22 protein-coding genes are annotated in these 25997 nt (G+C 53.2%); 4 read left to right on the top strand and 18 right to left on the bottom strand.

Going from position 1 to position 25997, the window contains the following annotated elements:
• Positions 1-44: 44 nt before the first annotated feature.
• The 3 genes from P8935_RS13795 to P8935_RS13785 all read right to left on the bottom strand — a co-directional run bounded on the left by P8935_RS13795 (position 45) and on the right by P8935_RS13785 (position 2340).
• A complete protein-coding gene (locus tag P8935_RS13795; RefSeq protein ID WP_348260877.1) occupies positions 45-1073 on the bottom strand; it encodes a 4-hydroxy-3-methylbut-2-enyl diphosphate reductase in 1029 nt (342 codons plus the stop codon).
• Positions 1074-1139: 66 nt separating this feature from the next.
• Positions 1140-1634 (bottom strand): ferritin-like domain-containing protein, encoded by a 495-nt coding sequence (locus P8935_RS13790; protein WP_348260876.1) that lies wholly within the window; start codon positions 1632-1634, stop codon positions 1140-1142.
• A gap of 454 nt (positions 1635-2088) precedes the next feature.
• Complete coding sequence (locus P8935_RS13785) at positions 2089-2340, bottom strand: hypothetical protein (protein WP_348260875.1); 252 nt, start codon at positions 2338-2340, stop codon at positions 2089-2091.
• 600 nt (positions 2341-2940) lie between these two features.
• On the opposite strand from P8935_RS13785, the gene P8935_RS13780 reads away from it, so the two are divergent.
• On the top strand, positions 2941-3276 hold the full coding sequence (locus P8935_RS13780) for a helix-turn-helix transcriptional regulator (RefSeq protein ID WP_348260874.1): 336 nt from the start codon (positions 2941-2943) through the stop codon (positions 3274-3276).
• Between the two features lie 708 nt (positions 3277-3984).
• On the opposite strand, the gene P8935_RS13775 is transcribed toward P8935_RS13780, so the two are convergent.
• The gene (locus tag P8935_RS13775; RefSeq protein ID WP_348260873.1) at positions 3985-4632 is read right to left on the bottom strand and encodes a hypothetical protein; all 648 of its coding nucleotides are present in this window, start codon (positions 4630-4632) and stop codon (positions 3985-3987) included.
• A gap of 694 nt (positions 4633-5326) precedes the next feature.
• Here P8935_RS13775 and P8935_RS13770 point away from each other — a divergent pair.
• Positions 5327-8053, top strand: coding sequence for a choice-of-anchor D domain-containing protein (locus P8935_RS13770; protein ID WP_348260872.1), 2727 nt, complete (start codon positions 5327-5329; stop codon positions 8051-8053).
• Positions 8054-8096: 43 nt separating this feature from the next.
• Here P8935_RS13770 and P8935_RS13765 read toward each other — a convergent pair whose 3' ends face one another.
• Together P8935_RS13765 and P8935_RS13760 are read right to left on the bottom strand one after the other, a co-directional pair.
• Positions 8097-8726, bottom strand: a complete 630-nt coding sequence (locus P8935_RS13765; protein WP_348260871.1) for a hypothetical protein — start codon at positions 8724-8726, stop codon at positions 8097-8099.
• Between the two features lie 328 nt (positions 8727-9054).
• On the bottom strand, positions 9055-9501 hold the full coding sequence (locus tag P8935_RS13760; RefSeq protein WP_348260870.1) for a PqqD family protein: 447 nt from the start codon (positions 9499-9501) through the stop codon (positions 9055-9057).
• A 268-nt stretch (positions 9502-9769) separates the two neighbouring features.
• Here P8935_RS13760 and P8935_RS13755 point away from each other — a divergent pair, with 268 nt between their 5' ends.
• Positions 9770-10921 carry a nucleotidyltransferase family protein gene (locus tag P8935_RS13755; protein WP_348260869.1) on the top strand — a complete coding sequence of 384 codons (1152 nt, stop codon included), beginning with the start codon at positions 9770-9772 and terminating at the stop codon, positions 10919-10921.
• Between the two features lie 962 nt (positions 10922-11883).
• Here P8935_RS13755 and P8935_RS13750 read toward each other — a convergent pair.
• Positions 11884-12300, bottom strand: a complete 417-nt coding sequence (locus P8935_RS13750) for a hypothetical protein (RefSeq protein WP_348260868.1) — start codon at positions 12298-12300, stop codon at positions 11884-11886.
• Between the two features lie 10 nt (positions 12301-12310).
• Here P8935_RS13750 and P8935_RS13745 point away from each other — a divergent pair, with 10 nt between their 5' ends.
• Entirely contained in the window at positions 12311-12658 is a 348-nt protein-coding gene (locus P8935_RS13745; protein ID WP_348260867.1) for a fibronectin type III domain-containing protein, read from the top strand.
• A 113-nt stretch (positions 12659-12771) separates the two neighbouring features.
• Here P8935_RS13745 and P8935_RS13740 read toward each other — a convergent pair whose 3' ends face one another.
• From P8935_RS13740 to P8935_RS13690, 11 genes are all read right to left on the bottom strand, one after another.
• Positions 12772-14016 (bottom strand): ATP-grasp domain-containing protein, encoded by a 1245-nt coding sequence (locus P8935_RS13740; protein WP_348260866.1) that lies wholly within the window; start codon positions 14014-14016, stop codon positions 12772-12774.
• Position 14017: 1 nt separating this feature from the next.
• Complete coding sequence (locus P8935_RS13735; RefSeq protein WP_348260865.1) at positions 14018-15211, bottom strand: FAD-dependent oxidoreductase; 1194 nt, start codon at positions 15209-15211, stop codon at positions 14018-14020.
• Positions 15212-15302: 91 nt separating this feature from the next.
• Entirely contained in the window at positions 15303-16214 is a 912-nt protein-coding gene (locus P8935_RS13730; protein WP_348260864.1) for a hypothetical protein, read from the bottom strand.
• A gap of 687 nt (positions 16215-16901) precedes the next feature.
• Positions 16902-18104 (bottom strand): L-2-hydroxyglutarate oxidase, encoded by a 1203-nt coding sequence (lhgO, locus tag P8935_RS13725; protein WP_348260863.1) that lies wholly within the window; start codon positions 18102-18104, stop codon positions 16902-16904.
• Positions 18105-18285: 181 nt separating this feature from the next.
• Positions 18286-19002 carry a glycosyltransferase family 4 protein gene (locus P8935_RS13720; protein WP_348260862.1) on the bottom strand — a complete coding sequence of 239 codons (717 nt, stop codon included), beginning with the start codon at positions 19000-19002 and terminating at the stop codon, positions 18286-18288.
• A 604-nt stretch (positions 19003-19606) separates the two neighbouring features.
• Positions 19607-20560, bottom strand: a complete 954-nt coding sequence (locus tag P8935_RS13715; RefSeq protein ID WP_348260861.1) for a glycosyltransferase family 2 protein — start codon at positions 20558-20560, stop codon at positions 19607-19609.
• A complete protein-coding gene (locus tag P8935_RS13710; protein WP_348260860.1) occupies positions 20557-21336 on the bottom strand; it encodes a polysaccharide deacetylase family protein in 780 nt (259 codons plus the stop codon). The genes P8935_RS13715 and P8935_RS13710 overlap by 4 nt, the downstream gene beginning before the upstream one ends.
• Positions 21333-22136: a glycosyltransferase family 4 protein gene (locus P8935_RS13705; RefSeq protein ID WP_348260859.1), complete on the bottom strand. Its 804-nt coding sequence runs from the start codon at positions 22134-22136 to the stop codon at positions 21333-21335. Before P8935_RS13705 ends, P8935_RS13710 begins: the two co-directional genes overlap by 4 nt.
• Positions 22137-22698: 562 nt before the next feature.
• Positions 22699-23889, bottom strand: a complete 1191-nt coding sequence (locus tag P8935_RS13700; protein ID WP_348260858.1) for a LegC family aminotransferase — start codon at positions 23887-23889, stop codon at positions 22699-22701.
• A gap of 14 nt (positions 23890-23903) precedes the next feature.
• Positions 23904-24872 (bottom strand): NAD(P)-dependent oxidoreductase, encoded by a 969-nt coding sequence (locus P8935_RS13695; protein WP_348260857.1) that lies wholly within the window; start codon positions 24870-24872, stop codon positions 23904-23906.
• A 216-nt stretch (positions 24873-25088) separates the two neighbouring features.
• Positions 25089-25598, bottom strand: coding sequence for a hypothetical protein (locus tag P8935_RS13690; protein WP_348260856.1), 510 nt, complete (start codon positions 25596-25598; stop codon positions 25089-25091).
• Positions 25599-25997 lie beyond the last annotated feature (399 nt).

Below are 25997 nucleotides of genomic sequence, written 5' to 3'. Positions count from 1 at the left end.
GCGGGTATGCGCTCGTCGGTCAAGAAACGCGCGTCGATCGCAGATCAGCGTACCGAAACCGACTGCGCGCCACCCGGAACTCCAATTGCCTGAACGATCTCAGGAGGTAGCCCAAAGCGTACATTTTCAGGCATTACCTCAACTTCTTCGACGTTGGAATAGCCGTTTTGACGCAAATAATTGACGACGTCCTCGACGAGCACCTCAGGAGCCGAAGCGCCCGCGGTGACCGCTACTGTGGTCACGCCCTCAAGCCACTTGGGGTCAATTGCCTGGGAGTTATCAATCAGATACCCGATGGTTCCAAGGTTACGGGAAACTTCAACCAGGCGGTTGGAGTTGGAACTGTTTGTCGAACCCACCACCAAGACGAGATCCGCATTGTGTGCCACATTGCGCACTGCTACCTGCCGATTCTCAGTCGCGTAGCAAATGTCCTGCGAGTGTGGACCTGCGATATTCGGGAACTTCTCTTTTAGCGCATGAATAATGTCGCGCGCCTCGTCCAGCGAGAGCGTGGTCTGAGTCAAGTAGGCAACCCGATTCGGGTCCGGCACCTCGAGAGCTGCCACTTCCGCCACATTCGAAACTACTTGCGTGACCTCGGGGGCTTCGCCAAGCGTGCCCTCAATCTCATCATGATCTCGATGTCCAATCAGCACCAGGGAATAGCCCTGTTTGGCAAACTTGACCGCCTCGATATGGACTTTTGTGACCAGCGGGCAGGTGGCGTCAATCACCTTCAGGCCACGCCCCTTGCTCAACTCGCGTACGGCTGGGGAGACACCGTGCGCAGAGTAAATCACACGCTGACCGTCTGGCACGTCGTCAATCTCGTGGACAAAAATCGCGCCCTTCTCCGCCAACTCATTCACAACATAGCGGTTGTGGACGATTTCGCGGCGCACGTAAATCGGAGCACCGAAAGTTTCCAGCGCAATTTTGACGATGTCGATGGCACGAACGACGCCCGCGCAGAAGCCGCGCGGTTTCAGCAGAAGTACCCGCTTCTGATCGGAAGAACTCTCACTGGAGGCGCGATTGGGGATTGAATCAAGCGCAGTTGTAGTCACCCTACCATTATATCAATCTGTAAGGAATTTACGCGGGTCAGGGGTATCCGGACCCGCGCAGGTTCATCAGGCGTTTTGCTTGGCCTGGGCGTTGACCTTCTGCGAGATGGAGGTGAGCTTTTGGTCCGCAGCTTTTTCCTCTTCGAATGTCTCGTCCAATAGCTTTGCCACCTGTGGTTGACCGAGCAACTGGGCATAAGTACGAACTGTGCCGTACGCCGCCATCTCGAGGTGCTCCACACGTTGGGCGGCCGAGATCAGGGCGGCGTCTCTCACGTCGCCTTCTTCCACCTCCTGCAGCATTTCGGAGCCTTCGCTCAGTACTCCCTTCATGCCCGCACAAGACTTGCCCTTGGGAGTGGTCCCAAGGATGTTGCAAATCTCCACAAGACGCTCAATTTGTCCTTCCGTTTCGCGCAAATGGCTCTCAAACGCCTTCTTCAGGTCTGCGGACATCGCAGCTTTAACCATCTTTGGAAGTGCCTTGGTGATCTGATTCTCAGCTGAGTACAAATCCTTCAACTCGGCTATAAATAATTTCTCGATCGTATCAACGCTCATCGTTTTTCTCCCTTGGGGTATGGGGTCTACGTGCAGTGCGTGGGATGCAGGCGACGAAGTCGTTGTTGCCCATCTTGAGGACCGGTGGCAACAGATTGGCGCGCCAAAGAGCGGGGCATGTGATGTGTCTCGGGCTACCGACGGACTGACAGCATGCAGCCGGATACTGTCGCTTCCGGGAACAGCGAGGATTACACTGGCTCTGTTTTCAAAAAAGAGACGGAAAGAATCGCGGAATTCTCGCTCGGGCAGCTCATGCTGCGCACAAAAGGCGGTTTCGGTGGTAGATCGAATTCCATGTGTCAATCTCTCGAACAGAAAGATAATCGACGTGTGGATAGTAGATCTCGATGATCGCTCTGTGAGCCCGGCGACCGTCGATTCCCTTCTCTCCTACGATGAAGTCGAGCGCTCAGAACGGTTCGTCTTTGAGCTCGACGCCTGGCACTTCAAGCTATGCCGCGCAATGCTTCGGGTCGGCTTGTCCCTGCATCTGGGGAAGTACAACCAGAATGAGCACGTCCGGCAAATTCAGATTAGGACCACTGAAGGAGGCAAGCCTTACGTCGAAGATTGCGGTTTGCACTTCAACGTGTCCCACTGCCGAGGGACCGGTCTGCTGGCATTCACCCGGGCCGGAGAGATCGGCGTGGATGTGGAGCACGTGAGGAACAATGTGGAAGCTCTGCAGATCGCTTCGCGGCATTTCCACCCTCGCGAAATTGAATTCATAACATCGGGCAAAGATGTCTCGGAGCAAGCGTGTCGCTTCACCCGAATATGGACGCGCAAGGAGGCACTGCTCAAAGCGACCGGCGTGGGAATCGGCGCTGATATGAAAAGCTTTGATGTTTCGGAGGGTTCCAAAAGCGTGCTTCGCTTTCAAAATACTGGCCGGCCTCTGATACAAGACGCTCTGATTCTGCAAGATATCGTAGTAAATGAAAGCGTCATCGCAAGTCTGGCAGGTCCTGAGCGAGCTTCGACTGTGAGGCTTTCGCGTCCGACTCTCGAAATGTTCATGTCAAACGGTCTGCTTGTTCCCCAGCACTAACCAAGTCAGAGCGTACTTCCTCCCTGAAAGACAGAGATGCTCCGCATAATTGAGCATTTTAAAAAGTGCACTATTTATTGAACAAATGCTGTCAATTAAATGGAATTAAACGATTTATCTATCAGCAGCACCCCAGCCAGTAACTTCCTGCCATTACTACAAAAGCGGTTCAGGATTACCAAATGGGGCTGGCAACTTTTTGGGTGGTGCCCTAAGTTCAAGGTCTGCTGATGCAGAGCAGAGGAGCGAAAAGTGCTGATCGAGACGAAAGAACCGATTCCCCACATCACGAATAGCAACTCAACCGAGGTTGCCATGAAAGAGCGCTGGATTTATCCCAACCTCAAACTACGGGTTTACACGACCGGAATGCGGCAGAATCGCCTGGCCAAGCTGGTTGGCATCGATGAAGCCTATCTCAGCCGGATCATCAATGGAGTCCGCGTCCCGGGCAAACAGATGCAGGCGCAGATCGCCCAGGTGCTCGGCTGCGAAGCCGAATGGCTATTTCAGCAGAGTTCCATTGAAATACCGTCACACTTAATCGGAATCGAACAGAAGCAGGAATCTGCGGGATCTCAAGCGTAAGAGCAACTGTTTCAAGTTAATTTGCCTTGGTCTGCCTCCAGTTTGGTCAGACTTCTAACTTCCCTTTTTCGTTAGCTGAGATGCGACTCCCCGCGCGGTCATTTGTGATCGCGACGTCGAAGTGTGTGAGCGCGCGGAAGATTTTTCGAATATTCTGGCTGACCTTGAGCCCCTCTCAGGCTCGGTCTGAAAGCATCACGTTCGCTTGCAACAGTAATCAAGGCACCAGTTACCGGTAATCAGCAGCCCAGGCAAGCGTGAAGGCAAGCACCACCAGTTGATGCCAATATATCGTTTATTTTCATATACATGAATCCTTAATTTGCCATTAAAGAAGAGTAACATTAAAGTAACATCTATGAACTAATAGTTTTTTCAATTTAGACAAGGCATACTGGTCGCTTTTATGTGACCGATCCTCACACAAAACCACACCAAGCGTTTTTCAGCGTAATTCTTGTGCCCGAGCTAATGCTCGGCGTGCGCGCCGCGCGCGCGTAAATGAAGGGATTTTTTGTAGATGCATCGTAGTAAAGCAGTCTTTTTGATTTTTACTCTCTCCTCCTCTCTTCTCAACAACTTCCGAAAACTTCTGACGGTTGTTATTTTGCTGTCAGCAACTTTAGGAGCTTCTGCGGCGCCTGCACTGAGCCACATTTCATGCAGCTCTAATGCTTATCGCGGGGCGTCGACGGACGCCTGCTCGGTTTACCTCACGTCGCCTGCCATCAGCAAGTTCCACGTAGCTCTGACAAGCAACAATCCTGCGGTCGTGGTTCCGAGTGACGTAACTGTGAGGGCGGGGGCAACTAGCGCAGGATTCAGCGCAAAGGTAGCCAGCGTCGCTACAAACCAAGCGGCGGTGATTACCGCCCAGTTGGGCGGCCTATCAACAACTTTCAACATCACGCTTGCGCCTTCCACGGGAACAGCGGCTCTCAGTGTGAATGGAAGCTCACTGTCATTTGGAAGCGTGCGATTAAACACGCCCGTATCGCAGCCGGTGGTCTTGAGTTCGACAGGAACTTCACCAGTGACCGTGAGCTCTGTGAATGTGAGCGGTAGTGGCTTTTCGGTATCGGGGACGACGCTGCCAGCCACGCTGAGTCCGGGGCAGTCCCTGACGCTCAATGTGCAATTCGATCCAGGAGTCGCGGGCTCATATACGGGCCAATTGTCCATCAGCAGCAATTCGCCAACGAATCCTACTTTGACGGTATCTCTGAGCGGAACGGGCAGTCCGCACGAGGTGGAACTGACCTGGAGTGCGCCGAGTGGATCCAGCATGCCGATTACGGGATACAAGGTGTATCGTGCACCCGGCGGAACAACTTCATTCGCAGTAGTGGACTCCATGGATGCGCAAACAGCCTATACAGATGCTGGAGTACAGAGTGGAAGCAGCTATACCTATTACGTGACGAGCGTAGACTCTGCAGGCGTCGAGAGTTCGCCATCCAACGAAACAACTGTGACTGTTCCGTAGACTTTGGCGCGGCAGATCTAAATGCAAAACTGCCGCGCTTGCTTTCAATTGTTCAGCGCTGTGCGAGTCGCTCCGATACGATGCGCACTTCGCTTTTGATTTTGCGACAAACTGCCGCGCCGCGCTGCATGTCGAAACAGTAACTTTTGTGAGTAGTTACCAGTAACCAATCCGCTCGACTTTTCACGGGTTTTGACAGCTAATGGATCTCCCACTTTCGAGTTACTCAAGCGATTCAAACACAAATGGTGCAATACGTTGCGTAGGTAGTACAAAGGTAATCAGTACATGGCCCATCCGTGACCATCGTCACCTGTACCCTTACCCTCTCAGGGACGATCCTGCTGATAGTCAACCAAGGCGCAATATACATCCATCCCTTCTTCCGCGGGCTTCTGCATTGGTTGACTTGAACGCCATCTTTTGATTGGCACAGGTGAGCTGATGTACAAATTCCGGAATTCATTGTTCCTTATAATCGAGGCGAAGAAAACAGCAAGTTCAAGGCAAGGGAACAGTTCTAACGGGCGAAAACATTGCGCGTTCGCGCTTAGCTCCGCCGCGTTGGCACTCACTCTTGGTCTTTCAGGATGTGGCGCGGACACCAAGCCGTTTTCATCAAGCGCGCCATCGCTGGTTGTCAGTCCGGCGACCGTCGATTTCGGGGACGTGAGCGTGGGTCAGCCGACATTCCGGTATGTGGCAATCTCAAATTCAGGCACGTCTTCATTGGAGATCGCACAACTGACCACCACGAGCAGCAACTTTGTGGTGGAGGGAGGTGCACTGCCTACGACCCTTGAGCCCAGTCGCAGCATCACCGTGAAGGTCAGCTACGATCCCGGAACCGCTACGGATTCGGTAGGTCAACTTAGCGTCAACGCGATGACCAGCACAAAGCTCAACGTAACGGGGGCGGTGAAATTACACGGCAAAGGATCTAATTCGTCGTCGGCTTCTCTGACGGGACTAAGCTGCGCAAGTTCGTCAATGATCGCAGCGGGCTCAGATTCCTGCAATGTAACCTTGAGCGCACCGGCTCCGAGCGGCGGTCTAACAGTCAACCTGGCGAGTAGCAGCAGCGTTGTGAGCGTTCCGACTTCCGTCTCGGTGCCATCGGGTGCCACGAGTACAAGTTTCACGGCTAACGTCTCAAGTGTAAGCACATCTCAGACGGTAAAGCTGACTGCGACGGAAGGATCAGTTACAAAGACGACTTCGATCAATCTGACCGGACCGGCATCTCAGTTGGCACCTTCGATTAGCGCATTTGCCTGCGGTAGCAGTTCGTTTACAGGTGCGGGAACTACGTCATGCACGGTATCGCTGACTTCGCCAGCGCCCTCCAGCGGCCTGACAGTTACTCTGGTCAGCAATGACAGTGCGGTAACACTTCCTGGCAGCCTGACGGTATCATCTGGTGCTTCGTCGGCGTCGCTGACCGCACAGGTGAAGTCGGTGAGCACTTCACAGACTGCAACAATTTCGGCGAGCGCAAACGGAACATCGCAGAGTTATGCGATGCAGTTGAATGCGGCAGTCCCCGCCTTGAGCCTGAGTGCGACTTCCCTGTCGTTTGGCAACGTTACAGTCGGCACCGCGGTTACAAAGTCAGTGACAGCGACCTCAAGCGGCACGGTTGCGCTCACCGTCAATTCTGACTCAATCTCAGGAACAGGTTTCTCGGTTTCGGGAGGGACTTTTCCTGCCACGCTGAATCCCGGACAGGCGATGGTCCTGACCGTTCAGTTTGATCCCACGACGGCCAGCGCATCCACAGGGCAACTGACCATCTCCAGCAACGCTGCCACCGCCAATGTAAGTCTTGGCGGCACGGGCACAACGACGACTCCGACGGTCAGTGCATTGTCCTGTACCAACAATTCGATCACCGGCTCCCTGGCGGATGGGTGCACAGTGAATCTGTCAGGGCCTGCGCCGACGGGTGGCCTCAGCGTGTCACTTGCAAGTAACAACAGCTCAGTAACGGTGCCTGGCAGCGTGGCGGTACCGGCCGGCGCGTCTACGGCGACCTTCACTGCAAACGTCGCATCCGTTAGCACAGCACAGACAGCTACACTCACAGCGAACGAGAATGGTTCGTCGCAGAGCTTTGCATTACAACTGAATGCGGCGACGCCAGCATTAACCCTTTCCGCAACATCCTTGTCGTTTGGCAATGTCGCAGTGGGCACTGCAGTCACGAAGTCAGTGACGATAACCTCGAGCGGCACGGTTGCCGTGACCATCAACTCGGATTCGATTTCGGGTTCGGGTTTTTCAGTGTCGGGAGGAAGCTTCCCTGCCACTTTGAATCCTGGTCAGGCAGCGGTCGTCACGGTGCAGTTTGATCCTACGACCGCCAGTGCATCAACTGGGCAACTGACGATCTCAAGCAATGCTCCCAACACCACTGTGAGTCTCAGTGGTACCGGAACCACGATAACTCCAACCGTGAGCGCGCTTGCCTGCAGCAGCACATCGATCACGGGATCTCTGGCAGACAACTGTACGGTGAGCCTGTCTGGTTCTGCGCCGACCGGTGGCGTGAGCGTTTCCATTACAAGCAGCGGTAGCGCGGTAACAGTGCCAGTATCCATCACGGTGCCGGCTACGGCGACAAGTGCATCGTTCACAGCAAACGTCTCAGCAGTAACCAGCGCGCAAACCATCACATTGACGGCAGCGTCCGGCAGCACATCGCAGTCGGCGTCCTTGCAACTGAATGCGGCAACGCCTGCCTTGAGCCTGAATGCAACCAGCATCGCATTTGGCCCCATCGTGATCAATAACGCTACGACGCAGACGGTGACGATGACTTCAACCGGTACGGCGCCCGTGACGGTTAACGCGGTTACCGTTACGGGAAGTGGCTTCACAGTCACACCGGTGAGCCTGCCCGCCACGTTGAACCCAGGTCAGACGATGAACATCACGATGACATTCGATCCAACCGCGACCGGCCCGGCCACGGGACAGCTGACGGTCAGCAGCAATTCGTCAGCGAATTCAACAGCCACGGTGGCCCTGAGCGGTACGGGGAATCCGCATCAGGTGCTGCTCAACTGGGGCGCTCCGAGCGGAACCTCAGATCCGATCGCGGGATACAACATCTATCGCGCATTGGGTGGGACTACTTCGTTCGCTGTGGTGAACTCCATGGATGTCCTAACCGCATTTACCGACTCCAACGTGCAGAGCGGTCAGAGCTACGAATATTACGTTACGAGTGTGGACTCTACGGGTGTCGAGAGTACACCATCGAACACGACGACCGTGACCGTTCCGTAGAATAAGAGCTCCGCTTCTCGATTTCGGCAAAGCGGCACGTTAATCACCGACCGATCAGGTTGAGGATGCGGGTTGCAGCATCAGCTACATCGCCGCGTTGTCCTGCGTAGCAGACAGCGTTAACCACTGTACGAAGGAAAAAGTCGATCATCCCCGGCGACTTTGCCATCTCGTGAGGCGTATTGCTTAGGAGAAGCAAGACCGCCTCGCCCTGGGCGATTTCATGTACATCCCATCGTCCTGACGAAACATAATCAAGAGCAAGAATCCAACCCACGGGTGCTGTACTGGCAGCGAAGATCGAGTTGAGATCTTCAGGAAGAAACAAGGACTGCTGGGGGCGACCGTTGCGGAGAAGAAGGGGACGCGGATACGAATGTATACGGCCTTCATCGTCGATGAGGGCGTATTCGTCAGAGAAGCAGGAAGCCCCGCGGCGCAGAAGTTCGGCCACAAGGGAAGACTTCCCTGCATGTGAAGAACCCGGAAGCAACAACGCTCTTCCGTCGATCATGACCGCACCCGCGTGGACGGCACGATACATAGTCATGCGATGAACGACGGCATCATCGAGAGCCTTGACTGCGGCAAGGGCGGCATAGTGAAGTTCGCTAACCGACGCGGTCAGCTGATGATTCACCGATACGTCGAAGGATCCGTCGCTTCTATCCACGCGAAGGAATATATCTGGATGAGATGACTCGGACCTGACGCGGAGAATCGGCGGGAATATGTAGCGTTCAAGAGCATCGAGGATTTCGGCGTCCGCGCACTCAATCTGAATCAAGGAGTCGAATGCGTGCAGACCAAATCCGAAGCTACCGCAGGAAGTCATGGTTAGAGAGTAAACGAGGCATATATGACAATGGCGGCCTTATCGGCCGCCATTGTCGTTACGAACGCGCTCTCGCAACCCAGGACGGGAACGGCGTCAAACAGAATCGAGGGGAAAAGGCATCAACAGCAAAATGACGAACAAGGAAATGGAGTAAATCGACGAATCAGAATCCGTCTTTTTTATGTGATTTGGGAACGCTGGCGTGCGGTCTTTGCCAGTTTTCGTCATTCGATTGCGCGTTCTGAGCGTGCGCCTTTTGCTCGCCAACGGTGAGTGAAACGACGAGCGGCAGCGCAACGGCGCTTAGCCCGGCCAGCACCTGACGACGAGTGGCCTTGAATCCCGAACCCGAGATATTGATGAGTTTCTTATCCCGCAGTTCAACGATAGAGGCTTCGGCGATTTCATCAGTGACCTTGGAATCGAACGAGCGCCTCATTTCTTCAGCAACGCCAGAGATAGTAGTAGCAGAGGAGCATGCGTCCCACGCAGCGCCGGCCGTTGCGTTCAGGGCGAATACGGTTTCGTCCTTCACATTGCGGATGACCCGAGAACCATCAGGCATGGAGTTGACAACCAAATCTTCAGAGCTGATGCGCTCAACTTGCATGGGAAATCTCCTAGCTTCTCTCTTGCGGGACGAGAATGCAGTTGAAGGATAGCTCATCCAGCTAGACGCGATAGAACTAAGCACTTCATTCTTCTCTTCGTGAGTAACGCTTTCACTCCGACTGGTAATCTACCTCGCATGGTACTTTCTGGGGATATAAAACTTTGGAGTTGAGAGACGAGGAGAGAACTAAAGTAGATCGCTCGAGTTGCGGAACAATAAAACTACGAGACGCCAGCTCAATGACGCTGCTACGGAAGAGGTAAGGATGAGGGTTGTAGATCGCGACACAGCTAACCTACTTCGAGCGGTTGTGCGGAAGAGTGCGGCGGGCTGCGACCATACAATCCCGGAGTTGGCAAGGAAGATCTCATGCTGGGAAGAGGTGATCGAGGCTGCACGACAGCATGGCATCTTGCCGGGCCTATTCTCCGCGCTCGCAGCGAATCAAACCGGTGTCGATTCAAAGGCCCTGGAACTTGCGCGATCGGAGTTCGATCGAAATGCGTTCCACTGCTTCGCAAATGCAGCTGAGCTGCTGGAAGTGCTGAGGTTATTCGAAAGATCAGAAATCGCAGCAATTCCCTTCAAGGGCGTAGTGCTGGGTGCGTCCGCCTACGGAGACATGACCGCCCGTACTGCAGGCGACCTTGACATTCTGATCCGGTATCGCGATTTGCTGCCGGCTGCGCAACTTATGAAGGAGCGAGGCTATGAACTTAAGACAGATGTCCTGGAAGATGGATCACCGGCAAAGAAGGACTACTTCGAATACCACTTCGAGCGTCCTGATGATGGGATGGTGCTGGAGTTGCGCTGGAGGTTGGAACTGACGCAGCCGCGCTATCGGCACGACATCGGTCTCGACTGGGTATGGCCGCGCCGAAGAATGACGAGACTGGCGGGCGCCGACGTATTGAATTTCGACGCAGCTTCGTGCCTGCTAATGCTTTGCATGCACGGAAGCAAGCACGTGTGGTCAAGACTTGTATGGATTTGCGACGTCGCGAGGCTGCTGGAAAGTGAGCCGCGGCTGGATTGGGATTTTGTGCGGCAGGAAGCAAAGCGCGTGGGACTGACTCGCTGCGTTGCCCTCGGGGTTCTATTGGCCAGGGAGATTTCCGGCGCTGAGGTGCCCACCGAAGTGTTGCGGAGATTTGAAGGGGATCGAAGGGCGCGGAAACTTGCGGAGTTTCTGGGAAAACACGTTGCGGAGAATCCCGGCATGAAGCCGGACGGACTGGTGCCCTACTTTATTCAACTCCTGGGGTTTTGGCAAACCGTCGCTGTTATGTTATCGCCCAAATTCCTGCAGCCCACAGCCCGAGATCGCTCGGTCGTGAAGCTCCCCAAAGCACTGGCATCGCTTTATTACCTTATTCGCCCAGTTCGCCTACTTTTGGACCGGAAAGGTCGATAAATGCTTAATGTAAAAAATCTTAGATTTACTCTGTAGTTAATACCAGACAGTGAAACATTTACATAGCTAACTTCAATGGAGCGAAGCATGCTACCTGTTGAAAACAACTCACACCAGCGCTGCAAGTATAACGATTTATTGAGATACCACTAAAGTAACCTTCTTTGGTAGACCTTTGGTCAACCTCTTGCAACAGCGCCACATAGAGATTTCTAAACCAGGGCTCAAAAACTGCATTGCAGCGAACGTAAGCTGCGCGCCATCAGGACCGAGTGCGTCTTCGCATTCTGTCTTTGGCAAGAAGGGTTGTTCCGCAAGACGACTCGCTGATCGAGCGTTTCGCACTGATACAAGACACCCTTGGTAATGAAGGATTGAATTTCGTGTGGCGCTAGAGAAGCCGGCGCTACACGTGCGGAAATTCCTGCTTTGGGGATGGGTTGGACCCCGGGTGAAAGGAGTGAAACAACCTTGAGCCTCTGAAGCTTACTTGCTTCAGATTATCCAATTACGATTTTCCCAATCACGGGTTGCTGGGACTTTTGCTCACTGTTTCTCTAACCGCCAGCAGACTCAAATCGTGAGTTGGGCTTTCAGACAAGGTGCCGCAGCGCACCTACCGAGGAGAAGTAGATGTATCAGTTCAAGAGAGGGCCAGAATTGGGCCCTGAACTCACGGCGCAAGAGCCGAAGCCGCATCTGAGAATCCAAGACAGCCGCAACCCTTCAAAAGTCTCGATGACCTTCTCGCATTCTTTCCTTCGGAAAAGAACAGCTGTCACGAGCGCGATTGCCCTTCCGATTGCATTTCTAGTCGTTCTCTTATCGGGGTGCGGCGGCCTAACGCTGAACTCCAATTTCATAACGAAGGGTACTTCGAGTGCCTCGACGGGTGGCACGTTGATCAAGATTTCCTGCGGAACCCAATCGCTTACCGGGGCGCAGTCGAAAGAATGCTCAGCTTATCTAAGCGCGCCTGCAACAAGTTCTACAAAGATCTCACTCACCAGCAGCAACGCCTCGCTGCAAGTACCCGCTTCAGTTCTAATTGCGACTGGAGCCTCGAGTGTGGGGTTCAACGCAGTTTCCGCAGCCGTAAGTAAATCAGTAAACGTCACGCTGACAGGGAAAGCCGGCGGCGTAATCAAAACAGATGTGATTACGTTGTATCCTGCAGCCGCCGCGACGCCAAGTTTGACGATGGTCTCGTGCGGAACACAGACGATCACCGGACCGACAACAAAGTCGTGCTCCGTATACCTGAGCGCAACGGCAACAAGCCAGACAGTAGTATCGCTATCAAGTAATAATGGCGCGCTGACGGCTCCAAAATCAGTGACGGTTCCTGCAGGTTCGGCAACCGGAGGCTTCGCTATCACTGCAAGCGCCGTGAGCACCACGCAATCGGCAACGTTGACTGCGACAGCGGATGGGGTATCGCAAACCGAAGTGTTTCAACTGGACGGGTCAGGCCCGACTGGTTCAGTACAGCATCATGTGCAGTTGAGTTGGAACGCGCCGAGTTCCACACCGGTTGCGCTAGCAGGGTATCGCGTGTATCGCATGCAGGCAGGTGGGTCTAGCTATCAACTGCTGAACTCTTCTATCGACGTCAATACAAGCTACACTGACACCGCTGTCCAGAGTGGACAAACGTACGACTACGTCGTCAAGAGTGTCGATGATGCAGGTGTTGAAAGCAATCCGTCGAATATCACCAGCGTCACTATCCCATAGTAGAACGCCATAATACGCGTGAGGCTGAACCACTTTCGTTTTGGTTATGTGGGCTGAATCGAACTCTAAGGTTGGCGATCGTGATCGACGGTCGCCTCCTCCGCTCTTGAGTTCTAAACTCGCTTGGCGGTGATTGGATACTTCTTCGCGACAATATAGGGAAGAAGCATCACTTCAGCCATGAATGGAAGTGGGTCGCTCCAACTGAACACAGCATCTACTCGTGTGGCACGAAGAGACCGCAGATATGCGCCGACGCTCAGGCTGCCATGCGCAATGTCGGAGACGGCTGTTGGTACGTCGGTAAGGAGGCGAAGCCATCCGATTCCCGCTGCAGCACGAGTCTGCTCAACATTCCAACCTAGCTGGTCAGCAAACGCGAGGTAAGGAAAATCAACTCCGCATGCGGACCCAAGCCAGTGGAAACCCCATGTTCTGGCGTTCACATCCAACAACTTGTATCTACCATCTCGCGGATCCCGCTTGAATTCAATCTCGACTAGACCATGAAAGTTGATCGCCTTCAAGAAGCGCTCGGAAAGCTCTTCGATCGCCGGCAAATCTACGGTCTCGACATAGCTGGAAGCGCGTCCAAATTCACGTGGATGCTGTCGCGCGCGGCGTGCTGTTAGAGTGCTAGTCGCCTTTCCTTGTTGGAAGAATGCGCAATACGAAAACTGCTCCCGGCCATCCCCGGGGATGATCTCCTGAATCAAGATTTCGTCCGGCTTGATCTGGTGCGCAGCTTTTTCATAGTACTGATGAAGTTCTTCGCGGGTATTGGCTCGCCAGGCTTTTGCTCCCGTCGCGTAGAAGAAGTTCTCCTTGATCGCGGGCTTAATGGCCAAGGGTAGCCTCGAGTAGAGAGACGAAAGTTCCTCTGCACTGTTTACGCTGAACGTTTGGGGAACCGGGATGTCGAGCTTCTCTGCCAACTCATATGTTTTCTTCTTGTCCCAAGCCCATTCAACGCTCTGCCATTCTCCGGTCGTCACTCTGAAAAACTGCGCGACTTCATCCCGATAACGCGAGAATGCAGCAACGTTTTCATCACGCGTCGGAAACAGAACCCAGTCGCGAAGGTCAAACCGCCTTCCAACTTCGAGCACAGCGTCAACGGTCTTCCGCTCGTCGAGAAGATCGTCAACTTTGACGACACGCGTCACGTATCTTGAAAACCGCGAGATGCAATACTTGTCGTCCAGAACATAGACGGGAATTCCACGCCGCCCGAGGCTTCGTGCAATCCCCAATCCCGGGTGATCGCCCCCGACCACTAGGGCGCCGACGTTTTTCCTTCTTGTCGCGACCGTTGCAGAGTCGCCAAAAGTCGGAGAATCCAATGGCTGGGTGATCACGTTAGTTTGCTCCGTTCCTTGGCTGATTACGAACGAAATAACGAGTCAGCTCTTTTGACGAAAACTCGGTGCCTGCTACGAAATAGAGTAAGGGTCCAAAATTTCTTGCAGCGGCTGCGCCAATAAAGTGAAGTCCGGAAACCGATGATGAAAATCCGGCCGTGAGATCAGGATATCCATCGAGCTGACGAATGGCCTTCACGAGTTCCGGCGACAGAAAGCCATATTTTGAAACGTCCACGTCATACCCTGTGCCCATCAGCACGTGATCCACTCGCCTTTCGCTGCCGTCATCAAGAATGAGCTGAACTTCACCATTCAACTTCTTTGCAGAAGTGACCGAATGGCCAGTCGTGATCTTCACCTCATTGAGTCGCGGTATTAGCCACGGTGCCCCGGCAGACCGCACTGCCCTTTTTCGAATTGGATCCTTCACGGCTAGCGGCACATGATACATGGCCTTGGGATATGCAACCAGTCGGCTGATTCCGATTGGGCCAACATCGTGCTTGGAGTAGAGCATTTTGGAGATCGGTCCAAGTTGATGCAGTCGTTTGTGCATACCGATCCATCGAAGCTCTGGGATGCGAGCAATCACCTCAACATCCACGCCGGCTTCACAAAGAAGGGCTGCGCATTCGAGTGCGCTCTGCCCTGCGCCAATAACCGCAACACGCTTCCCAAGCGAGAGTAAGTCTCTTCCTTCATAACAATGAGAGACGCGGTCTGCAGGAAGGTCCGAGAGCCATGCAGGGCTCTTCTTGAAGGGGCCTACCCCAGCCGCAATCACTACGCGTTTGCTTTTGAATTTGGTTCCGTCCGCAAGAGCGACCTCGAAGCCTGACCCGTCAGGGCTGAGCTTGGCGACATTGCGCCGATCAACCCCTGACCCCAGCTGTGTCTCAAACCACTTCCCGTAATTGACGAATGTCTCGCGCGGAACTCGCTTTTCAGGCTTGGTTCCAGTGGCGGCTTCATAGGCTTCCAGGGTGAATCGGGAATCCGGATCGGAGATTGTCGACGCTTCCCGAGGGGAACGAAGAAGCATGCCGGTGGGCATTTTCTTATCCCAGAATTCCATCGGCTCTCCGAAGATTTTTGCGTTTACGCCCGACGCGCGAAGGTGCGCGTACGCAGACAGGCCATACGGACCGGCCCCGATGATGATCACGTCACAATCTGCTGAATTTTTCACGGCCTCTGTATCTCTCCTATTGACTGTTGCTCTTGCGACGAGAAGCGAATCGCTTCCCACGATGCGATCGACGCAAATGACCTTATCTGAACTAAAGCGTTCGTGGCTGTAAAACGGGAGGGCCTGGGTCTTGCTGCGGACGAACCTCTGAAATTTGAGCAGTACTGGCTCGGATTGTTGTTGATTTCGACTCTTTCAATTGCTCGTCAAAGCTGAAGGAGAGATGTCCACCATCTTGGTGCACATAGGCTATGCGAGCGCGTTCGTGGCCCTGCCCTTCAATGTGCCAGCCGTTGCCGTCCTCGACAAGTTTCATTTTCGATCTTTCTCTCCACCATCGATCGACTTCTCCCGGAAGAGCCAACCAAACACCTTCCTGTTGTTTCAGACTTCTGAGGTAGTCGAGAAGAGACTCATAGACCTGGCGCTCACGTGCACCGATGATATAGTCCGGGTGCACAATGAAATTCATGAGGCCATGATGTTCCATGATCAACTCAATTTGTTGTTTCCACCGATCGAGCGAATAGTCTCTCAGGATATGAAAGAGCGAGTAGTCCTGCGTCATCGTGACGGGCAGTTCTAGCAACTTTCCATTGAAGAAAGGAAATACAGTGCAGCAGCCGCCCCGCTGGGGATCGAGGTGCGCCACATTCGGCACAGACATGTCATACGAGAAATCCAAGGCGTCATACCACTCAAGGTTCCGGTGCAGCATCGCCGAGCGAAATCCAGATGCCTGGAATCTCCGTCCATGCTGATTTATGTGTGCCGAACGTCGTAAGAATTCTTCACGGCTCTTCATCAGATGGCCGTCGTGATTCAGGTCATGAACATTCAGTTCGAAGCCTCGAGTCCGAATTGCATCGAGAAGATCTTGAGGTACGCCGTACCGTTTTTCAGGAACAACCTGGAACGCTGACTTTATGCCGAATGAATCGTTGATATCCATCAACTGGATGCAGAAGTCCCGACCCGCTGCTGTCTCCACATCGTGCGTCATGATCGCGCAACTGGGTGCACCTTCCGGCCAGAACCAGATAAAGGGCAGACTCTTGATATTTTGCGCATTCATTGAAACGATGAGAAGTTGCTCGAAGAGCTTCTCAGTGCTGAAATCGACTGGCCACTTCGGAAACGGAATCTTTTCCCAACCACGAAAATACTTTCGCTGCAGGTGCTTGCGCACCGCAACGGGCATCAAAGGTCGGACGAAGTAGTAGAGTTGTCGGATCAGGCTATTTGCGTCTATTTCCTTCCGATCATTTGATGGGCTCCGTTTGTAGCGCTCGTTGCGGAAATTCCCTACGACTTCAACTGGATCGAACGGAAGTTGAGCCTTCCCATTCACATTGCGGACGTCTTGTTGGACGTCGTAAAGGGAGTCAGTTACTGAACATGCGGTGGCAGATGTACTTTGACCGAAGCAGACCGCTTCGGCTCCAAAGCGAAAGTACCCTAACTCACCAGCGATACCCTCGTTGACCGTCAGATCGATGAGGTCTTCAGGGCATCGGAAATGTTCGGTCAACAAGAGACTTACGCCTGCTTGTCGATTCACTTTCGTACCGTCATCGAACACTAAATTCCCCCGACTCTTCTACACCCATCAAACGACCTGCCAACGCAGAGTAATAACGAGATGTTGCATTGTAATCCGCTAATTTCTTAATCACAAACCGGCGGGTCGTCAGACTGAGCTCAGTGCATCTTTCAGCTGGTCAATCACATCGTTTGCAATCGCTAAGGCGGCTGTTGCCGCAGGGCTGGGAGCATTCAAAACATGAAGTGCCGTTGGCTGCCGGACAAAACAAAAATCCTGCACCAGTTCCCCCGAGGGCGAAACTGCCTGCGCCCGCACGCCTGCTCCCCCTTGGACCAGGTCCTGAATTTGGAGATCGGGGACCAGACGCTGCAGAGAACGACAAAACAGGGCTTTGCTCATCGAGCGCCTGAATTCCTCCCAGCACATCCGAGGATAGCGAAGAAAAAACCTCCAAAAGCCCCGGTATGTCAGCGTCTCGATCATATCTCGAATGGAAATATCGCTCATCCTGTATCCTTCTCGCGCGAAGGCCAGGACTGCATTCGGTCCGGCTTCTACTCCTCCCTGAATCATGCGCGTAAAGTGCACGCCAAGGAATGGAAACTTCGAGTCCGGCACCGGATAAATCAGGTTTCGAACCAGATGTTGCCGGTCTTCTCTTAGTTTGAAATACTCACCACGAAAAGGAACGATGCGGGTTGAGTCGCGGTTCCCCGCCAACCGGCTCACCCGGTCACAATGCAATCCGGCGCAATTGATTAGGTATTCTGCCTCGTAATCGCCTCGGTTTGTCTGGATCCTCCAACCGTTCTTGTCGTCCAGTTTGAGCACCTCTGACGAAAAGAGCACCTCTCCACCGAGCTTTTTAATCTCCGTAGTCAGGGTATTTGCAACGGCGGAAAAGTCGACGATTCCCTCCTGCGGAACGCGAATTCCCGCGATGCCGGAAGCGTGAGGTTCGATTTCTCGAATGCCCTCTGGACCAAGAAGTTGAAGGCCTTCCAATCCATTCGCTTTTCCCCGTTCCAACAGCTCGCGAAGCCGAGGAACTTCCTCTTCTTCAGTGGCAACAACGATCTTTCCGCATTGCTCGAATGGAACATCGTGCTGCGCGCAAAACTCGACCATGCTGCGGATGCCTTGGACCGCAAGACGAGCCTTTGACGAACCGGGCTTGTAATAAAGGCCGGAGTGAAGCACTCCACTATTGTGTCCAGTTTGATGGCGGCCAGGCCCACTTTCTTTCTCGAGAAGAAGCAGTCGAAGCGCTGGAAATCGTTGGAGAAGCCGATACGCCGTCGCAAGACCGACAATCCCGCCACCGACAATTGCGACTTTTCTCTTCACGATTTGAACGCTCGAATGGGAAACATCTTATTCAAGCACGAATTTCTGGCATCGGACATGACGCGGTAGTTGTATTTTTTGCACCTTATTTGACCTTCGGCGCGGCGACTCTTCTTGGAACGATACCTGGGCAGAGAAAGGCGCGACCGACAGATCTCAATTCCTACGGTCTTGGTACTCCCTAGAACGAGGTAAGTGTATGAAGAGTGTCTTCTTTCGATGTGGAAGACCCGACGTCAGACCTCGAAAGGCAGGCCTGAACTGCGTTTTCAACGGAGCCCTGAAAGGAATTCCATGTCCAACATTCCAGGAAGCGAGCGTATGCCCGTTCGGCAAGTTCCTCCCCGCTCTGCGGATTTCGAATCAGATGAAGACATGCCGCCGCAAATTCATCTGGCGCATTCGCTAGGATAAGTTCCCTTCCGCTTTCAACGTCATATCCAAAGGCACCGAAGGAAGTGGAGACAATCGGACATTTGCGCGCGAACCCCTCCGCGACCTTGACTCTCGTTCCGGATCCCATCTTGATCGGCACAATCGTAGCAGACCAGGATGCGATCTCTTCTCCTGGATCAGCCAGCCATCCCAAGCCGGCGATGTCCGGTCCCATGGTCGGAAAGAGCCGATCGCTTTCCGCTCCAACGATGCGCAGTTCAGTCTCGGGGACTTCGCGCTTTATCAATGGCCACACTTCGTGGATGAACCAATTGAGACCATTTTCGTTGGGCCAGAATCCGCAGTTTCCAATAAATCCAAGAATTGGTTTTTCTAAATTTTTGCGAACGTGTATCGTCTGAGGGTTCGCTCCGTTTGGAATGACATAAGTTTGCTCGGCGCGATTTACGGATAACCTGTCGGCTTCGCTGCAAACCGCCAAAACGTCGAACCTGTTAATCAAGACTCTTTCACGTCTATTCCAGATCCAAGCCATTCGGCGATCTTTCAAACGTCTAATCAAGCTGCCGTTTTCCCGGGCTGTAGAACGGTATATCGCGCTGGGCAAGTCATCAATATCCAGCACAGAATGAGGCCACCGATCGATCCGGAACCAGTGCGCTGTTCGGATTGTGTGGATCCAAACGACATCATACTCGGATATCAGTTCCTGTAGTTTTGCGCGGTCACTTTCCTCCGCAATGTAGTCGTCCATCTCCATAAAAGATCGGTCGAACTCGTGGCGAAGTCTCCTAAACGGCCTGCCGAGGAAGCTACCGGGGCTAGCCAGCTTAGGTCGCATAACGGCGCGCACATCAAATTCATGCATGCTTCGACGTGCCGTCTCTTCGTCTTCACGCTCAGAAGGTGCGATGACCCAAGATACATCTGCAAACCTCATCATCAACCGGGCGAGATTCAATACGCGTTGCTGTGCTCCGTAGGCAGGCGCCAAGGGCCAGTGGGAAGTGACGAAAAGGATCTTTGGCCAGCACTGACTGCGAACAATCGACATGTTTATGCCTGATGCGTGGATCTGGGTTGGAAGTCTTCAGATTGAATACGGATCATTCGGAAGTTACCCGGCTAGCGGCAGAGGGTTGGCGAACTCCACGTCCCGACTCGCGATAACACGCCACAGCGGTCCCAATGACCTTCCACATCTGGAGTTGGCAGAAAAACCGACTTCGAGGGTTCGTCGAGATTGCCCATTGAAACGCCCACCTTACTACCCTCCGAAACTGAGAGAGCGGAACCCCTTTTATGGACCATCTCGTTTCTGGCGGTCCTGTATCCGCGATTTCTGACCGACTGTCCCAATAAGCCCACTTCAAGACATACCGCTTTGTCATGCGGTATTCCTCTACCGGATGGCGGATAACAGCATTAGGCTCGTAGCGAAGCCGCTCGCCAGCGGCGAAGAGTCGATTCGCGATCTCGATGTCCTCCCGCCCTAGCAGATTGTTGCTGGAACGTCCTAGGTCTGTCCGGAAGCAACCATACTTCTCGAAGATTTCACGACGGAAAGCCGTGTTGCCTCCATACGTCGGGCGCGTTAGACGTTTGGCTTCGGGGCCTTCATCAAATCCAGTAAATGGACCCATCGTAGCGAAGTCATCCTCCGAGAGCCAGTCCGGAAGCCTGCCCGGCCAAACGGGAATAATTCTTCCGCCTGCAAAGGACCATTCACCTCCATTCAACGATGAGGTCAGACTCCAGAGCCAGTCTGGATCGGCTGTCACGTCATCGTCGGTAAATGCCAGGATCTGACCGCTCGCTTTTTGAATACCTGCATTGCGAGCGTGCGAAAGTCCCTGTTTTGACTCAAAGACGTAGCTGAACCTGGGATTCTTGATGCAATATTTCTCCAGAACTTCGCGAGTCTGGTCAGTCGAATTGTTGTCTACAACCAAGACGTTCCATTCTACGAATTCGGGAACATTTTGGACGGCGATACTATCCAGAGACTTCGTCACGGTTTGGCAGCGATTGTATGTGCATACAATTACCGTGATATTCATGTCGAAGCCTCAATGCGCAATTCACCTCTCGCAATCTCTCGATGGCGGAATTCCTTGGCACCTTCTTTAAACGTAGCAACCTCGACCTCGCCGGAGTCTCGCATCCGAGCAAGTTCACCCATTTGCCTTTCAAACTCTGTTACTGGAATTGGCCACCAACCATCCTTGATGGTTCCAATTCCATGAAACATCAACACGTGCCAGCAATCGGGCCGTGACCAGCCCGCAACATCTTCAGCACCATACTTGCCGATGAAATTGCCTCGCGTTCGCTCGTATCCAAATTTGCTGATGAGCCGACAATCGACCTTGAAGAGATCAATATTTTCCTCGAATGGATAATAGACCTCGTTTGCTCCCCAACGTGCTTGGCCATAGCCTGCATTGATGACGGCGGCCTTAATGGGTTCATTGAAATGACAGAATGGGTAGCAATAGGAAGAGATCTCTGTACCGAGCCGATCTTCTATCCACTGTTTGGAGTGCTGCGCTTCATACAGCGGATCGCGATCAAGATATGGATGTCTGTGATGCACGCTGTGCGAACCAATTTCGTGTCCCTGCTGGATCATGTTTTTCAGCAGTTGCACATCTTTTTTGTTCCAGTGCGTCTTCCTCCAGCGAGGATGTCGCTGCCCATCCTTCAGACTCCAATCAGCGTTCGCGACCAGGAAAAAGGTAGCCGGCAAACCATATGCATCGAGAATAGGCACAACCTTCTCAAAGTGGCAGCGAAGCCCATCATCAAACGTTAACGAGATTACTGATCGCATCATCGATCCTGAGCGGCTTTAGACAAGGGTACGCTGCCGATGTGCTCGGCAGCGCAGGCTTGCAATCGATCGGAAAACACACCAACCGGATCCTCTGGCACTAGAGTTTCGACTCGTGCGCGCGCAGCGTCGCCAATCCGTTTCCATTCCGTACGCGCCGCCCACGCTCTCTCCATTGCCTCGGCAAAAGATGACAAGCTAGCAGACGAGGCAACAAATCCAGTAACTCCGTCGACGCACAATTCCGCATTGCCTGCTACATCCGTAACGACCGCAGGCCGACCGCACCACATGGACTCAACCAAGGCCAAGGGAAGACCTTCGTATCTCGAAGGAAGCGCCAAAATATGATGTTCATTCCAGATTGCGTTGATATCGTTGACATGGCCTCGAAATCGCACATTCTTTATTTGAAGCAAGCTAGCCAGCCGTCGCAAAGCGAGATCGTAGGGACCCTCTCCAAAGAAATTGACTTCAATTGGACGCTCCCGCCACTCTTGACGTGCCATTACCTTCAGCAGCAGATCCTGCCCTTTGGCAGCGGGATCGAGCCGGGCCACGCAAGCCATTCGCAACAGATCGTTTTCGGTCGGCCACGGTGCAATACGTTCAGAAGAGACATTGTAAGGATTCCAAACCAACTCACCCTGTGGCAGCGGCTCGCCCACCTGAAGGCGCAGAAGATCGAGATTCCCCTGGGAGACGCAGAAAACGCTGCGAGCACCTGTGTAACAGGCTACAGCTTTATCAACTGAATTCTTTTCAAACCACATCAACTCGCTATTGCATTGGAGAATGATCACATAGGGGATGCTGGCTTCACGACAGACTCTGGCCCACCTCAGACCACCTTCGATTTCGCCCTGAGAAATTACGACCAAATCAGGCGAAAACCGTCTTAACCACGCAGAGGCCCTTCTTGAGCCCATAGTCAGCCTGTCGCATAAGTAACGAGTCGACCCCGCAAGAAACGAAGGACCGGGGTAGGCACGGACCATGACACCCTGTTGGGCCAAATTCGATACTTTTTCAGAAAGCTGCGACCGAAATGGCACCAACGCGCAGGATTTGTGGCCGGCACGCACAAGTCTTATAGCGACCTGGCTCCAAAGTTCTTCACTGCCGCCCCAAGGGGACCCGAGCATTGCGGTGATGAACGCAAATCTCATTGATTACCTGGCTCCGGGTAACTATCCGCGGTTGATCTTTAGAGGTGAGGTTAGAACTTTCCGCGATGATGTTCGGATTGATCGGCCCCGTTAAGTTGTTAACACCCCATCGTCTCGTACCGATTGAAGCTGCACGATTCAGAAATCAGACTGATGGCGCGACGGAATTACCTGCTTCTGGATCACTGATGATTAGCTAACCGTTACGATTGCCCATGAGATTCATCAGCGTTTCGATTACGCGCCCCTGAGAGGAAGGCGTGAGCCCAACCGAGCAAGGCAAACTAATACCCTTCGCGTAGAGTTCATCTGAATTCGGGCACGGAGTGCCGTGCGAAGAGCTGTGCGCCTTAGAGCGGTGAATCGGCTGCCAGAGTGGACGGGTCTGAATGCCCGCGGTTGCGAGTTCGCGTAACAGGTCTCGCGAGTTTATAGGCGATTCTTTCTCGTCCACTAACACCGTATACATCCAGAAGGTGCTAAACGCCCAATCTGCCTCTTTCGGCAACCGAATCCCTGCCAGATTTCCTAACGATTCTTGATACCGTTTTGCAATCTGTCGTTTCGCTTCTACAAACGCATCGAGTTGTTCCATTTGTGCGCATCCCATCGCCGCCAATAGGTTCGTCAAGCGATAGTTGTAACCAACTGCGTTATGCACATATTCGATCGGATCATCTTTCGCCTGGGTGGTCAGGTATTTAGCGCGAGCGGCCCACTCAGGGTTGTTGGTCACGAGCATGCCACCACCGCCGGTGGTAATGATCTTGTTTCCATTGAAGCTAAAACAAGCCGCATCACCAAGGCTGCCCAGGCTTTTTCCGCGATAGGCTGCACCAAGACCCTCCGTGGCATCTTCGATCACCGGCAAAGAATACTTCGAGGCAATCTCGATAATCGGATCAAGGTCTGCCGGATGCCCGAGAATATGGACCGGAAGAATCGCCTTCACTCGGCGACCTGTCTTTATGTTGCGCAAACACTCGCCATCCCATTTGCAGCTGCTTTCAAGGAATTCGGCCACCCTAACTGGATCAATCTGCAAGTAAGCCAATTCGGCATCAATAAATATTGGCCACGCACCTACGTAGCGGATCACGTTGACGGGGGCGATGAACGTAAGCGATGAAACCAGCACTTCGTCATCTGCCTGAACGCCTGCCATAATCAGCGCGATATGCAACGCCGAGGTGCCGTTGACTGTGGCAACGGCATATTTGGTGCCAACACGCTCCGCAATCATCTGCTCGAATCTGTCAACATAGGTGCCGACAGACGACACCCAATTGGTATCGAGACACTCTTTGATATATTTCCATTCGTTTCCACGGATTTCGGGAACGATCAATGGAACGAAGTCAACTTCAGGCGAGACACCGTGAATCAACTCTCTGGTTGGACTCAATTTCGGTACCTTTCGTCGCTGAGATTCCGAATAACTCCGCTACGCACAAGGTGCGCCACTTCCTCAATTCCCTGGGCCACGGTCCGGGTAATTTCGAAGTGAAGCCGGTTTGCGATTTTCGTAAACGATACGCGATAGTCTCGAGGATCCTCTTGTCTGTGCACGAATTCTACGACGGCGTCCGGGGCATGCGGCCGAATCATTTCAACGAGTTGTTGCTTTTGCCAGTTCTGATCGGTTGCGCCTACGTTAAACACTGTTCTCGCGACTTTTTCCGAAGGTGACGTAAGAACGAGATGAATAGCCCTGCTTGCGTCTCGCACATGTATATAAGGGCGCCAGAACTGTTCACCGAAGACCTTCAAGTGCTTCTTTGTGAGCATTTCCATTGTAAATTCGTTTACCGTTAGGTCGAATCGCATCCGCGACGAGACTCCAAAGACGGTCGCAAATCGTAAGGGCGTTGGACACCACCGTCCACTATTTCCGCTATCCAGTAGTGCTTTTTCCACCGCTACTTTTGTTTCGGCGTAGAGGGAAACTGGGCTCAATTCTGATTCCTCATCCACGTATACATTTGGGTCTTTCATTCTTCCGTAATTGCTACATGTGGAGGCAAATACAAATCGATTGACTCCAGCCTTCTGACTCTCCTCGATGAGGTTTAAAGAGGCATCCAAGTTGACGGCACGAGCCACATCTGGCTGGCGGGAACATGCCGGATCTCCAACAATCGCAGCAAGATGAACGACCGCATCGATTCCGGCGACGGTCTTCTTCAGCACCGATCGATCACAAACATCGCCACGGACAAATTCGAAGTTGGGATGAGGCCAAACGCCAAGCAGTGAATCACCGCCGTGGAGGATCGAGTCGAGCACACGAACTCGATGCCCGTCGGCCAAAAGCAAAGGCACTAAAGTCGAACCGACATATCCTGCACCACCAGTAACCAGAATGTTCATTCTATCTCCCATAGCTCGATCTTTGCGTTCCCTACAATGTTGTGGCAAATCTTGATGCCTTAATTGTCTCTCTGGAGCCTTACTTCGAGAGTGATCGGCGACTCGGTGCAGTCTGCGATTTGCCTATCCTGAAAGCTCAGGCGCCTGAACGACAAAATGAAGAGTCTATCGAAGATGCTTACAAACCGAGCCGGCAATTCAAATCTTCAAGGTGGCTTATCCCTTTTCATGCGCGAAGAGGCGCCTCTTGGCGGCCGATCCCGCTCGCCAAAGTTGCGAACTACGCACCCTCTGTCGAATGCCTTCAGTCAAGATTCCAGAGGGAGTCCATCTGAAAGCTTGTCGCATCTCACTCGGAGTGAGCTTTTTCTCGTGACCCAGCATGAGTTTTCCAGAACTCACATCGAGTACACCGTTCCATGGATCAACTCTCAGAGGCTTGAGGTATTCCCGCTCATGACGGGCTGTTTCTTCTGAAAAAAGCTTATCTACAGCTTCGGGAAAAGGCGCCCATGCCCCATCGCTTAGGACATTTTCGCGAAGTGCGGGAGTAGCGGTTCCCCAGATTGAAACCTTCGCGCCAAAGTACAGCGCGTAGGATACGTGGCTACCGTAGGTGTCGGTAGTCACGTATTCGAAGCTCTCAAAAAGCGCCCGCATCCGATCGAGAGCATTTGCATCGTCGATGCCAGCACCTCGAATGACCGGGATCCCACGACGCGTCAACTCATTAACCCACATCCCCCTGGAAATGCATTGCGCAGAGACGCAGGCTGCTACGAAATCAAAGCGGTTCCTTATTGAATCAATCTCGCTAATATATCTGCCAGTCGGAGGCAGTATCACGTCCGTAACTAGTGAATGCGTTGGCATCACCAGCAGGCTATTCGGAATTCGTTCGAGACCAGATGGCCGAGTGTAGATGATTGGGAGTCCGATCGCGCGGACATCGCTATAGCCACCAGCCTTCAAGAAGCTAACTTCATCCGGTCGCGCTACGAAACATCTTGATGACTTGGGGGCCCCGTATACCAGTACTTCAGGCTGGATCTTCTGCCACGGCGGCCAGGTACCATGCTGCCAGTTTCCAGGGTAGCGTTCCGGAACTTCTGCAAATTCACAGTA

The organism is Telmatobacter sp. DSM 110680 (assembly GCF_039994875.1).
Taxonomy (GTDB): domain Bacteria; phylum Acidobacteriota; class Terriglobia; order Terriglobales; family Acidobacteriaceae; genus Telmatobacter.
This window is presented reverse-complemented; position numbering and strand designations above follow the sequence as displayed.

What these genes read in the sequence shown, in the direction of transcription:
- P8935_RS13715 (WP_348260861.1), bottom strand. Translation starts at nt 20,560, where the DNA reads ATGAATATCACGGTAATTGTATGCACATACAATCGCTGCCAAACCGTG.
- P8935_RS13695 (WP_348260857.1), bottom strand. Translation starts at nt 24,872, where the DNA reads ATGAACATTCTGGTTACTGGTGGTGCAGGATATGTCGGTTCGACTTTA.
- P8935_RS13755 (WP_348260869.1), top strand. Translation starts at nt 9,770, where the DNA reads ATGAGGGTTGTAGATCGCGACACAGCTAACCTACTTCGAGCGGTTGTG.
- P8935_RS13785 (WP_348260875.1), bottom strand. Translation starts at nt 2,340, where the DNA reads ATGCCGCGAAGCGATCTGCAGAGCTTCCACATTGTTCCTCACGTGCTC.
- P8935_RS13760 (WP_348260870.1), bottom strand. Translation starts at nt 9,501, where the DNA reads ATGCAAGTTGAGCGCATCAGCTCTGAAGATTTGGTTGTCAACTCCATG.
- P8935_RS13790 (WP_348260876.1), bottom strand. Translation starts at nt 1,634, where the DNA reads ATGAGCGTTGATACGATCGAGAAATTATTTATAGCCGAGTTGAAGGAT.
- P8935_RS13730 (WP_348260864.1), bottom strand. Translation starts at nt 16,214, where the DNA reads ATGACGCACGATGTGGAGACAGCAGCGGGTCGGGACTTCTGCATCCAG.
- P8935_RS13710 (WP_348260860.1), bottom strand. Translation starts at nt 21,336, where the DNA reads ATGATGCGATCAGTAATCTCGTTAACGTTTGATGATGGGCTTCGCTGC.
- P8935_RS13775 (WP_348260873.1), bottom strand. Translation starts at nt 4,632, where the DNA reads ATGGAGTCCACTACTGCGAATGAAGTTGTTCCGCCGGGTGCACGATAC.